Annotated in this window: 11 protein-coding genes; 6 read left to right on the top strand and 5 right to left on the bottom strand. The window is 29.4% G+C overall.

Annotated elements, in window-relative coordinates:
* Window positions 1–114: 114 nt before the first annotated feature.
* The 5 genes from KGNDJEFE_RS08910 to KGNDJEFE_RS08890 all read right to left on the bottom strand — a co-directional run bounded on the left by KGNDJEFE_RS08910 (window position 115) and on the right by KGNDJEFE_RS08890 (window position 5,880).
* Window positions 115–1,437: an IS3 family transposase gene (locus KGNDJEFE_RS08910; protein WP_148881763.1), complete on the bottom strand. Its 1,323-nt coding sequence runs from the start codon at window positions 1,435–1,437 to the stop codon at window positions 115–117.
* Between the two features lie 117 nt (window positions 1,438–1,554).
* Window positions 1,555–2,544: an ABC transporter substrate-binding protein gene (locus tag KGNDJEFE_RS08905; RefSeq protein ID WP_006439047.1), complete on the bottom strand. Its 990-nt coding sequence runs from the start codon at window positions 2,542–2,544 to the stop codon at window positions 1,555–1,557.
* Window positions 2,545–3,084: 540 nt separating this feature from the next.
* A complete protein-coding gene (locus tag KGNDJEFE_RS08900) occupies window positions 3,085–4,086 on the bottom strand; it encodes an ABC transporter substrate-binding protein (protein ID WP_006439048.1) in 1,002 nt (333 codons plus the stop codon).
* 90 nt (window positions 4,087–4,176) lie between these two features.
* The gene (locus KGNDJEFE_RS08895) at window positions 4,177–4,932 is read right to left on the bottom strand and encodes an ABC transporter ATP-binding protein (protein ID WP_006439049.1); all 756 of its coding nucleotides are present in this window, start codon (window positions 4,930–4,932) and stop codon (window positions 4,177–4,179) included.
* A 108-nt stretch (window positions 4,933–5,040) separates the two neighbouring features.
* Window positions 5,041–5,880, bottom strand: coding sequence for an ABC transporter permease (locus KGNDJEFE_RS08890; protein ID WP_006439050.1), 840 nt, complete (start codon window positions 5,878–5,880; stop codon window positions 5,041–5,043).
* 750 nt (window positions 5,881–6,630) lie between these two features.
* Between KGNDJEFE_RS08890 and KGNDJEFE_RS08885 the strand changes: the two genes are divergently transcribed.
* From KGNDJEFE_RS08885 to KGNDJEFE_RS08860, 6 genes are all read left to right on the top strand, one after another.
* Entirely contained in the window at window positions 6,631–7,299 is a 669-nt protein-coding gene (locus tag KGNDJEFE_RS08885) for a sigma factor (RefSeq protein WP_006439051.1), read from the top strand.
* Window positions 7,300–7,301: 2 nt separating this feature from the next.
* Window positions 7,302–8,360 carry an anti-sigma factor domain-containing protein gene (locus tag KGNDJEFE_RS08880; RefSeq protein ID WP_040410195.1) on the top strand — a complete coding sequence of 353 codons (1,059 nt, stop codon included), beginning with the start codon at window positions 7,302–7,304 and terminating at the stop codon, window positions 8,358–8,360.
* Between the two features lie 90 nt (window positions 8,361–8,450).
* Window positions 8,451–9,950 (top strand): bifunctional ADP-dependent NAD(P)H-hydrate dehydratase/NAD(P)H-hydrate epimerase, encoded by a 1,500-nt coding sequence (locus KGNDJEFE_RS08875; RefSeq protein WP_006439053.1) that lies wholly within the window; start codon window positions 8,451–8,453, stop codon window positions 9,948–9,950.
* Between the two features lie 171 nt (window positions 9,951–10,121).
* Window positions 10,122–10,556 (top strand): NfeD family protein, encoded by a 435-nt coding sequence (locus KGNDJEFE_RS08870; protein WP_006439054.1) that lies wholly within the window; start codon window positions 10,122–10,124, stop codon window positions 10,554–10,556.
* Window positions 10,557–10,614: 58 nt separating this feature from the next.
* Complete coding sequence (locus KGNDJEFE_RS08865) at window positions 10,615–11,616, top strand: SPFH domain-containing protein (RefSeq protein WP_006439055.1); 1,002 nt, start codon at window positions 10,615–10,617, stop codon at window positions 11,614–11,616.
* Window positions 11,617–11,798: 182 nt separating this feature from the next.
* On the top strand, window positions 11,799–13,133 hold the full coding sequence (locus KGNDJEFE_RS08860; protein WP_006439056.1) for an MATE family efflux transporter: 1,335 nt from the start codon (window positions 11,799–11,801) through the stop codon (window positions 13,131–13,133).
* Window positions 13,134–13,264 lie beyond the last annotated feature (131 nt).

The raw sequence follows: 13,264 nt of genomic DNA, 5'->3' as shown, positions 1-13,264 counted from the left end.
TGATATTTATGATGATTTTCTAATAAATATTTATAATATATAAAAAGTGCTATCATAGAACGTTTAATAACATTCTAAAATGGTCCCTATGTCAAGGACATATATAAAAAAGTCTTAAGCAGCAAGCAGCTGACTTCTATATTGAATAGGAGTCAGCTGTTTTAAATTCCACTGACAACGATCATTATTATAATAATCCATATAATCATCTATTAAACTTTTTAACTCTTCAAATGTATTGCAACTTTTATAATCTATTTCATCTTTCATATGACCAAAGAATGACTCCTGCGGAGCATTGTCCCAACAATTACCTTTTCTAGACATAGATTGACCTAAATTATATTTTTTTAACAAGTTCTGAAAAATAGTACTTGTATAATGAACTCCTTGATCAGAATGAATAAATGCATCTTTATGTAATTTGTCTGAATTTGATAACATGAGATTGTTAATAGTTGAAATAACAATATCCATTTTTAAATTCTTCGATAAATGATACGATAAAATTTCATTCGTAGAAGAATCTTTTACAGTTGATAAATATGCTGTTTTCCCATTGCCGTACGGCATATACGTAATATCAGTTAAAAGTACTTTTCCTGGTATACCTTGTTTAAATTCTCTATTCAATTTATTAGGAACTGTGTGATGTTCTTTTCTTGCTTTTCCCATACGTTTAGCTGGATTTGACTCGCGAATAGGACATTTAATTCCATATTTTTTCATTATTCTTTGAATTTTTTTTCTGTTAAATATTATATTAAATTTACTTTTTAAAATCATTTTTATTGAACGAGAACCTTTTTTGTATCCTCTGAACTTATATGCTTTAAGAATTATTTCTTTTGCTTCTAAATCCTTTTCTTCTTGTTTGCTTATTACATTCTTGTTTTTTAAATAGTTATAAAATCCAGATCTAGATACTCCTGCAACAATACATAGATGTTTTATCATTTTTTTTAAACAATATTTATTTATTACATCATTAATTAATTTGAATATTTTCACCGAAGGTAGCTTATTATTCATCACCTGCCTTTCTTCGAAGTCTAGCTTTTTTACTAGTTCTAGCTCTGCTTTAAGATATGCTATTTCAGCATCCTTCTTATCTATTATCTCTTTATCTGTTAATTTTCTTTTTCTTGGTCTTCCAGAATTATTAACTCTAGAATCATCTAGTCCCAAAATACCATTTTCTTTATATGACTTTCTCCATCGCTCGCTAGCGCATTTAATACGTTTTGCACCTATGATGTTAGTGTCAAAACCTGCTTCTTTAAATATCTGTGTTGGATTTTTTCCCTTATTGTATTCTGTTATGAAATGTATTTTAAATTCATTTGTATATGTTATTGATTTACAGCTTACATTCTTTACAAATGGATTTTTTGATAGCTCTAATGTTTCTTCTTTACTAAATTGTTTTTTACTCATAAATTACTCACCTCTATATTAAAATTATACAAAAAAAGAACCTATAGATGAAACACCTTTTTACAAGTGTCCATTCTATAGGTTCCATTTTATTCTGTGATAGCACTTTTTTTATTTTTATTTAAATATTGCGTTTTCTATTTGAGGATCTTTTATTCCAAGTTTTTCCATTGTTGACTTGTTTATTATTATTGTAGTTTCTTCCATAGTAGCTACTGGTATTTCAGAAGGTTGTTTTTCACCTTTTAGTATCTGAGCTGCCATTTCTCCAGCTTTTTTACCAAGATTTTTGTAGTTTATTCCATTACAAGCAAGTGCGCCATTTTCAACATGTCCTTCTTCAGAACCTATAACGGGTATCTTATTTTCAGTTGCTACTTTAGTTATTATAGGCATTGAAGATGCTACTAGGTTATCTGTTGGTGTGAATATTACATCAGCTTCTTTTGCAACTGCTGCAACCGCCTGGTTAACTTCATTTGCTTGAGTTGCACCTTTATCTATTACTTTTATACCTTCTTTTTCAGCAGCTTTTCTTAAAGTATCTACCTGTAATTTAGAGTTTATTTCACTTGTGTTGCAAACAACACCGATTGTTTTAACATTTGGTACGAATTTTTTTATTAGTTCTAATGATTTATCTACTGGTATTGCATCAGATGTACCAGTTACATTATTTTCTGATGATTCATTGCTTTTTACAAGTCCAGCTTCAACAGCATCTGTAACTGCTGTGAATACTATTGGTATATCCTGAGTAGCATTTAATGCAGCCTGAGCAGATGGAGTAGATACTGCAAATATTAAGTCTTTTTTATCATTTGCGAAGTTGCTAGCTATTGTCTGAGAAGTAGGGTTATCGTTCTGAGCATTTTGGAAATCTACTTCTAGGTTTTCTCCTTCTACAAAACCATTTTCTTTAAGTCCTTCTATAAATCCTTCTCTTGCCTGGTCAAGTGCTGGATGTTCAACTAGCTGAGTTATACCTATTTTCTTTACTTCATCAGATGATCCTGAAGATTTTCCACCACCTGAGCATCCTGTAAGTAATGTTGCTCCTAATGTTAAAGATAGTATTAAAGATAATATTTTTTTATTTGATTTCATTTTATTTTCCTCCGAATTATTTTAGTGTATTTGAAGTTTCTGATTTTGAATTTATATTTGATTTGTCGTTTGATAGGTTTTTGATTTGATTTCCAGGGAAAAAATAAAAGCCATATAGTTTAAGACTACATGGCTTTTATTAATCATTATATTACTAAAAAAATAAAGCCACATAATTCTCGATCTATGCGGCTTATATATAAGTAATGAAACTTCATAAAATTGACTTATTATTATAACCTGCACAGACACAAAGCCCTGGATTGTATTTACCGAGGTCTGTATCCGTACATTATGCTAGTTTAGATACAGCCTCTAAATATATAGGTTATAATAGTAATAATAAAGTCTAGTTTTCATGATAGTTTCTCCTTTTCTTTTGTTATAGTTTATTGATTTCAATTTTTTTAATTAATTGAAAATTAATTATTTTTTGAACTTGTATATATTCTAGAATATAAAATACACAGTGTCAATAGTTTTTTGAAAATTTTTTAGATTTTGTTTTTTTAGTATTATCTCTAATTATATTTTGAAAATCTAATTTTCTGTTTTAACAAGTTTTACGTCAATATCAGCTGGTTTTTCTATACCTAAAGTTTTCATAGTGTCTTCATTCATAGTTATAACTGGTTCGTCCATAGTTTCTACAGCTAGGTCAGAAGGCTGTTTTTCACCTTTTAATATCTGAACTGCCATTTCACCAGTTTTGTATCCTAACTGATAGTAGTCAACACCACCACAAGCAAGAGCTCCAGATGTTACAGAACCTTCATCAGATGCGATTATAGGTAATTTATTTTCATTTGCAACTTTAGCTATTATAGGCATTGAAGATACAACTAGGTTGTCTGTTGGAACGTAAAGAACATCTGCTTTTCCTACAACTGAAGTTATAGCCTGATTTACTTCTGAAGATGCACTGATTCCTTTTTCTATTACTTCCCAGCCTTTAGTTTTAGCATATTCTTTTAAAGAATCAACCTGAACTTTAGAATTAACTTCACTTGTAGAATATATTACAGCTATTTTTTTAGCCTGTGGAGTTAATTTTTCAACTAAAGACATAGTTTTGTCTATTGATAAGAAGTCAGAAGTACCTGATACATTTCCTCCGTCTTTGTTATCTAAAGATTTTACAAGGCCTGCCTCTACTGGATCTGTTACAGCTGTGAATAATACCGGAATATCTTGTGTTGCATTGAATGCAGCTTGAGCTGATGGAGTAGATATTGCATAGATTAAATCTTTTTTGTCATTTACGAAATTACTAGCAATTGTCTGAGAAGTGGGGTTATCATTTTGAGCATTTTGATAGTCTATTTCTACATTTTCTCCGTCTTTATAACCATTGTCTTCTAATGCTTTTATGAATCCTTCTTTAGTCTGATCAAGAGATGGATGTTCTACAAGCTGGGTTATACCTACTTTCTTAACTGAGTCCGAAGAAGTAGATTCACCTCCACTTGAACAGCCAGTAAGCATTGAAATTGATAAAATTCCTGTAGTTATAAGTGCGATTAATTTCTTGTTAATTTTCATAATAGTGTCCTCCGATTTTTAGTATTTTTTAGTTTGGTTTGGTTGGTATTTTTTTAGTTTTTTAATAATATTTGAGTCTGGTAAATTTTGTTATACAGCGTATTCGAATTTTTCTAAAATATCTTCAACAGTCATATTTTTTTTATCTTCGCCAGTAACATCCATTACAATTTCTCCTTTGTGTAGCATAACAAGTCTATCTCCGTATTCTAGAGCGTGTTTAAGATTATGAGTAACCATAAGTGTAGTTATGTTTTTCTTTCTAACTATGTCGTTAGTAAGAGCTATTACTTCATTTGATGTTTTTGGATCTAGTGCTGCTGTATGTTCGTCAAGTAGTAGTACCTTTGGATCTGCTAGACAAGACATTATTAGCGATAATGACTGTCTTTGTCCACCAGATAAGAACTGAACCTGTGTATCAAGGAATTTTTTTAAATCAAGTGATATACCTTCTAATAAAGATTCAAGTGTATCATCTGTATGTCTTAGACATTTTCTAAGATTTAAAAGTTTCCCTTTATTTAATGCTAGAGAAAGATTTTCTCTAACTGTCATTGAAGGGCAAGTTCCTAAGCTAGGATTTTGGAAAACTCTACTGATTACCTGAGTTTTTTTGTGTTCAGGAAGATTACTAATATCTGTTCCATCTAATAAAATCTGTCCTGATGTTTCTTTTAATAATCCAGAGATTATATTTAATAAAGTGGATTTACCAGTACCATTACTTCCTACGATGCATACAAATTCTCCGTCTGGTATATCTATTGAAAGTTTGTTTAAAACTGTATTATCATCTCCACATGGATTTGGGAAGGTTTTAGTTATTTTTTTTAGCTGTAGCATTTTTATCTCTCCTTTTAGTGATATAAATATTTGAAAATATTGATTATTCTGTATTTTATTATTTGATTTATTTTGTTACATATTTTTTTCTTTTGTTTATTTATATTTTTATTTACTTTCAGCTTTCTTTTTTAACTGAAGATTACCAACTGCTAAGAATGTAACGATTACAAGTGAGCTTATAAGTTTTAAATCTGTAGAAAGCATTCCTAAGTTTAGTGCGAAGTAGATAGTGAACTGGTAGATGAAAGCACCTATTAGTATTGCTGTTGTAGCTTTTACAGCTCTGATTTTTTTGAATAATGTAAGTCCGATTATTATTGATGCTATACCAAGTACTAGGGTACCAATTCCCATTGTTACGTCTGCAAATCCTTGGAACTGTGCCATTAGAGCACCAGATAATGCTATTAAAGCATTTGATATCATAAGTCCTAATATTTTTATATTTCCTATGTTTATTCCAAGTGATTTTATCATCTGTTCATTATCTCCAACACCTTTTAATGTGTATCCAAGTCCTGTTTTTAAGAATAGATCAAGTAATATTTTTGCTATTAATACGAATATAAGTGCTATTACTACTGGAGGTATATTACCTTTGAATAGATTAGGGAATGTGAATAGTGGTATATTTGATTTTCCCATTATTCTAAGATTTATTGAGTAAAGCATCCCCATTGTTAGTATTCCTGATAATAGATTTGAGATTTTTACTTTTATGTGAAGAAGACCTGTAACCATTCCTGCTAAAGCTCCTCCAACTACTGCAAGTAAAACTCCAACTAGTGGATTTAATCCTCCCGCAAGTGCTGCTGCTGATATTGCAGCTCCCATTGTGTAACTTCCATCTGCTGTCATATCTGGGAAGTCTAGTATTTTGAAGGTAATGTATACCCCAATCGCCATAATTGCTAAAATTAAACTTTGTGTAACTACTGAAATCATAAATTTAAACACTCCTTTTAAAAACTTTTTTGATTTTTATTTTTAATAACTAAACTTTCAAAGTAAAAAATTGTAAAAATAAAGGCCGCATAGTTTAGATTTCTATGCGGCCTAAATATTCATATAAAAATAATTTATATATAAATATATTAAAAAAAGCCACATAGTATTCGCTCTATGTGGCCGATATATTTTATAAAAACTTTACAAAACAAACAAATCGAAACTTAGCCAACATAGATACAGTCGTAAAAATCCCAACGGCCTGTACCTATTCGCATCGAATCGATACAAACCGATCTAATAGTGGCTATAATAAAATCGTCTCTGTTTATTCTTTAAAGTCTTCATAACGTTCTCTCCTTTTCCTTAATAATTCTTCTTCGTTTAATAATTAAAAATTTAAAATATTTTTCTGAAAATTTTGTAGTTCATTTTCTATGGTTCCTATTGTAGCTCAGAGATTTTTTTCTGTCAACAATAAAATTTAAAATTTTTTGAAGTTTTTAGAAAATTTGATATATTTTATTGATAAAAATAGAAAATATAAACATTGAAAATACTAGTGTTTAGCGATGTTAAAAAAATTTAAAATTTGATGGAAAAATTTATATAATTTGATTTTATTTGTAATATAAAACTTACCTAAATTCTGAAAATTTATTGTATTATATAATAAAAAGAAAAATAGAAAATTTATTAAAATATTTTGTTTAGAAATTATTTTTGGAATAGAGAAGGTAGGATTATATGGAAAATATAAAAACAAAGGAAATTCGGGTAAGCGAAGAATTTATAGAAAAACATATACCATTTATAATTTCTTGTATAAGTAAATTCACAGGAAGGTATGTGTCTATAGAAAATGATGACGAATACAGCATAGGTATGATAGCTTTTGTAGAAGCTATAGAAAAATACAAAGAAGAAAAAGGAGATTTTTATGCTTTTTCTAGGTTAGTAATCGAGAGCAGATTGAAAAATTTCTTTGAAAAAGAGAACAAGTACAGTAAAAATAAATCTATAGAAGAATATAAAGAAAAGGGAACTGACTTAGTAGAGAATTTAGAAGATCACGACAAAGAGGATTTGAATAGAGAGTTTACTATAAACGAGATAAATCAATTAAAAGAAGAAATAGAGGAATTTGGATTTGGTTTTGAAGAACTTGTAAATGAGGCTCCAAAGCATAAAGATACTAGAGAAAAAGCAATAGACATATCTGAAAAATCTAGTAAAGAAAAAGATATAACAGATTTCATGTTTATGAAAAAGAGATTACCTATAAAAAATATGTCTGATAGGTTTGATGTAAGCGAAAAAGTGATTAGAAAGAGCAAGTTGTTTATTATAACAGTTATAATTATACTCTTTAGAGGATATAGAAATTTAAAACTGTGGATAAAGAAGGGGAGATAATTATGCTATATAAAGGAATTATTATAGAGATTAAGGACGAATATTCGATAGTTGTTACCAACGAATCAGAATTTTTAAGAATAAAAAATAAAGAAGGAATGAATGTCGGTGACAAGATATATTTCTTAGAAGAAGATTTATATAATGCTGATGAAAGTAGTATTGTAGATACTGAAAAGGAAGAAAATCAGGAAAAATCTAATGTTATAGATTTCAATGAAAAAAAGGAAAGAAATAAAAAGAAGATGAGTACAGTTTATAAAAGATTGGTAACAGTAGCTGCAACAATAGCTATTATTGTGGGGACTGTGATATATACATCATCTCCTAAGTCTTATGCTACTGTATCATTTGATGAAAATGGAAGTAGTTTAGAGCTAAATCTTGATAAAAATAAAAAAGTAAATTCTGCATCATTAATAAACGGAAACTTGAATATATCAGATGATGACGACTTTGCTGTAGTCTTAGATCAGCTTTATAAACAGATAAAACAAGATTCTAAAAATAATAAAAATGGAAGAGTATTGGTAGCACTTTGTTTTGAAGGTGCTGACGATATAGCTTACGAAAAAGAAATAAAAAAATTGATAAGCCAGAAGTTTAAAGGTTTAAATATTATGTATATAAGAGTAGCTAAAAATAAGATACAGCAGAATAAAAATACTGAAATTTCAATGGGTGAATATGCAGCGATGCAGATGATAGAAGAGGACGATATTGAAGGTATGACAATAGATAAGCTTAACCAAATGTTAAAAGACGGTAAATATGCTTATTTGAGAGAGGAGATACTAGATGAGCTAGAGGATAGAAGCGAAGGTTATGAAGATGATGACGATGATGATATAGACGAGATAGAGGACTATTATAAAAATAAAGCACGCTCAAATAACAGTAAAAACAATAATTCTGTAAATGATTATAAAGATGACGACAACGATAGAGAAGAGATAAAAGAAAAAGATTCAAGTAGAAATAACACTGATGATGACGATGATAGTGACGATAATGATTATAATAGCGAGAATAATGATGACGATGAAGAAGATGATGATTAATTAGAATTATTAAAATAATTAAAGAAAAATGTTAAAATATCCTTGAGAAGTAGAATATAAAAAAATAAAATAGAAAGATTGGTGATTTTGATGTTAGTAGGAACTTCTAATCTTACTAAAAATATGGATAATGCGTGTGTAACAGAGCTTGAAATTCCATTAATTGTAATGATGGAAAATGCTGTAAATTCAGCGATTAAAAATTTAGATATAGATGAAAATAACTCTTATACGCTTGTATGTGGAGTTGGGAATAATGGTGGAGATGGACTTGGAATAGCTAGAAAACTTTCTGTAATAGGAAAGAAAGTAGAAGTATTTTTGGTTGGAAAAAAAGAAAAATTGACTGAGTGCTCTTTAATTAATTTTAAAATTCTTGAGAATATGGGTGTAAATCTTAGATTTTTAGATGATAAAAATAGGATAGATCTAGAAGAAGCTTTAAAAAATTCAGATGCTTGTGTAGATGCTATATTTGGAACTGGTTTAAAGAGAGATGTTGGAGGAATTTTTGCAGAGGCTATAGATTTAATTAATAGATTTTCTAAAAAAACATATGCTATAGATATATCATCTGGATTAGATAGCGATATAGGTGAAATAAGAGGCATTGCTGTAAAAGCATATAAAACTATAAGTTTCGAATTTTATAAAAGGGGATTTTTAAACTATAGGTCAGATGAATATACAGGAGAGATTGTTGTAGAAGAAATAGGAGTACCTAAATTTATAAAAGATAAATTTCATAATGGTGAATTTATAATGGATAAAAGTGAAATTGCAAGATTTATAAATAAAAAGGATAAAAACGCACATAAAGGAAATTTTGGAAGAGTTAGCATAGTGGCAGGAAGTAGAGGTTTTTATGGAGCAGCCAAGATTGCGACTGAATCAGCAGTAAAAACTGGAAGTGGACTGGTTACTCTTATAAGTGATGAAGATGTTCAAGAAAAACTATGCACAGTTTTTACGGAGGCTATGACAGTAAACTATTCTGAAGAGGAACGAGTGAAAAAGCTTATTGAAAATAGTAATGCTATAGGAATTGGTCCTGGTATGGGAGATAATAAAACAACTTTAAATATATTAGAGGAGATTTTAAAAATAGTAAAATGTCCTGTGATTATAGATGCAGATGGAATAAACAGCTTAAAAAACAATAAAGATATTTTAAAAAATAGTAATGTTGAGACTTTAATCACTCCACATCCAGCAGAATTATCAAGAATAACAGGATTTTCTATGGAGTATATAAATGAAAATAGGATAGATGCAGCTAAGGAAGCAGCTAGAAACCTTAAATCAATAGTACTTTTAAAAGGAAATAGAACAGTTATAACAGATGGATATACTACATATATAAATATGACTGGAAATAGTGCCATGGCAAATGGTGGAATGGGAGATTGCCTAACAGGTATAATAACATCGTTAGCAGGACAAAGAATGAATTTATTTGAAGCAGCTGTAGTAGGTGCTTATTTACATGGATATATCGGTGACAAAATAGCTGAAGAAAAATACACTGTTAATGCTACTGATATTATAGAAAAAATTCCGTATATAATGAAAGAATTTGAAATATTGTAAATAAAGTTGTAAATCGAGAAGAAAAAATTACAAAATTGAAAAAATTAATTAAAATTAGAAAAATTTGATACTTTTTTGTAATCATTGAAAACAAAATATGTACTATAATAAGAAAAAAGAAAACGATAAAGCAATTAAAAAAAGTATAATTCTTGAAAGGAGGGAGTATATATGCTTTTAGGAATAAATATAAAGCTAGTTTGGTTAGCGGTTGCCGTTATATTTGGAATAGGAGAGATGTTTACAGCGGGACTTACATTAATCTGGTTTAGTTTTGGAGCATTAGCCACTATGTTTTTAACTACTTATATTGAAAGTATTCCTATGCAGGTAGTAATATTTGGAGTTAGTTCAAGTATAATGCTTTTTATAGCTACAAAATTAATGGTAAAAAAAGACGAAAGCTATATTTCTAATACTAATATAGATGCCCTTATTGGAAAATATGCTATTGTGGAAAAAGATGTATCAAATATTGCATATGGGATAGTAAATTTAGAAGGGGAAAAATGGACAGCTGTGTCTGAAAAAGAAGTAACTTATAAAAAGGGTGAAAAAGTAAAAGTAGTTAGAATAGATGGTGTTAAGTTAGTTGTAACTAAGTAGTTTGTATTTTAGATTATCTAAAAACATATAAAAGGAATAGATTAATGGAGGTGTCATTATGACAGGAGTAGTAAAAACGATAATAAATTTAGTACTAATTGTAGCTGTTGTACTTATAGCTCTTTCTTGTGTAAAGGTTATAAAACAGTCAAAAGTCGGTATTATAATGAGACTTGGAAAATTTAGAAAAGAAGCTAAAACAGGAGTTCACTTCTTAGTACCATTTATAGATAGAATGGCGTATATTATAGACCTTAGAGAATTAGTTGTTGATTTCCCACCACAGCCAGTTATCACAAAGGACAATGTTACTATGCAGATAGATACAGTAGTTTATTATAAGGTAACTGATCCGGTTAAGTATGTATTCGAAATAGCTAATCCTATATCAGCTATAGAAAATTTAACAGCTACTACTTTAAGAAATATAATAGGTGAATTAGACCTTGATGAAACTCTTACTTCAAGAGATATAATCAATGCTAAGATGAGAACTATATTAGATGAAGCTACTGATAAATGGGGTATAAAAGTAAATCGAGTAGAACTTAAAAATATAATGCCTCCTCATGATATACAGGTTGCAATGGAAAAACAGATGAGAGCTGAACGTGAAAGAAGAGAAGCAATACTTCAGGCAGAAGGTAATAAATCTGCATCTATCCTTCAGGCAGAAGGTGAAAAACAGTCAGCTATACTTAGAGCAGAAGCTAAGAAAGAAGCTATGATAAGAGAAGCAGAAGGTAAGAAACAGTCAGCTATATTAGTAGCAGAAGGGGAAGCAGAAGCTATAAGAGAAACTGCAATAGCTAGAGCAACTGGAGAAGCTGAAATGATAAGAAGAAGTCAGGAAGCTACAGCAGAAGGTTTAGCTTTAGTATTTAAAGCTATGAAAGAAGCCGATATAGATGACAATATGCTTGCATTAAAATCTATGGAAGCCCTAGAAAAATTAGGTCAGAGTGAATCAGCTAAACTTGTTCTTCCATCAGATACTGTTGGATTATTAGGTACATTTAAAGGTATAAAAGAAGTAATGGAAGATGCAAAAGAAAATTAGTTTGAGATTTTTGATTTTATTGTAGATTAAAAAATAAAAATGGTATATAATACAAGTCGTGGAAAAGAATATCCGTTTCGGATATTCTTTTTCTTTTGTAAAGAACATGCATAGATTGTTTTTGGAATAAGTTGGAGGAAGTATATGTATGTTAAAAAGGTTTTATATTATGGAGGAGAGAAATGAAGAAAAAATTTTTATCACTTACAGTTCCATCTGCGTTGGCGATGTTTGTAGCATCATTTAATACAGTTCTTGATGGTATGTTTTTAGGAATAGGTGTAGGAGATGATGCGATAGCTGGAGTAAATATAGTTATACCAGTTATAATGATTTTTATAGGAATATCTAATATGGCAGCTGTTGGGGGAGGATCGTTAGTTTCTAAGAATTTTGGAGAGGGAGATTCTGATAAGGCTGTAAACATATTTAGACAGGTTATAAAATCATTGATAGTCATGAGTATTGCAATTAGTGTAATATGTGTTGTATTTTCTGAGGCAATAGTAGTACTTCTAGGAGCAAAAGGAAGATTGGTTCCTATAGCGGCTGAGTATTTGAGATATTACTCTTTATTCTGTATTTCAAGTGTGCTTATGGTTGTTTTTGGAAGCTTTTTAAGAAATGACAATGCACCTAGGTTAGCTATGTTTGCAAGTATGACAGCTACAGTGATAAATATTATATTAAACTATGTATTTATATTTGTACTTGATCAAGGTGTGAAGAGTGCAGCTATTGCGACAGGTATAGGAAACAGTATTGCACTTATGATGATGCTACCACACTTTATATTTAAACATGGTCAACTTTCATTTGGAAAGACAAATATAGGTATATCAGCATTTGTAGAAGCTATGAAGATAGGATTCCCATCTTTCTTAGCAGAAGCTGCATTTTCTGTTATAATATTCTTCCACAATATTTCACTATCAAATACAGTTGGGGAAAGTGGAATAGCAGCATATGCAATAATAAACTATGCTACATCTAATATATACAATATAGTATTGGGAATAACTATGGGTGTTCAGCCTTTAATAAGCTATAACTTTGGAACAGAAAACAAGGAAAATATGCTTACATTCTACAATATGACTATAAAGATGTGCATATTTGTATCAGCTGCGGTTACATTAGTTTATGCAGGATGTGGTAGATTTATAGCTGGAATATTCTCTAGTTCACCTGAGGTAATAGATATGGCTGTTATAGGACTTAATTTAACTAATGCAGCGTATATATTCTTGGGAATTAACTTAACTAGGACAATTTATTATCAAGCTATAGAAAAAACAATATACTCAAATATAATGGGTCTTTTAAGATCAGTTGTGATTTTACCAATAGTTTTATTTGTATTTTCAGCTAAATTTGGGGTGAATGGAATATGGGCAAGTCAGTTGGTTGCAGAGTGTATAGTAATGTTATTTATTGGATTTACAGTAAATATATCATATAAAACTGATTTAGCTATAAAAAATAAAGAAAGATATACAGGTATGAAAACTGTATAATAATTTATAGATAAAATAAGAAAAAGCTAGTTTTAAGTGTTATTTAAAATGTTAAAAATATAAAGAAATTGATAAAAAAATGACAATTATATTCACAATGTGATATAATAAAATTCAGAGTTGTGAAAATA

It is taken from the genome of Peptacetobacter hiranonis, assembly GCF_008151785.1.
GTDB classification, from domain to species: Bacteria; Bacillota; Clostridia; order Peptostreptococcales; family Peptostreptococcaceae; genus Peptacetobacter; species Peptacetobacter hiranonis.
This window is presented reverse-complemented; position numbering and strand designations above follow the sequence as displayed.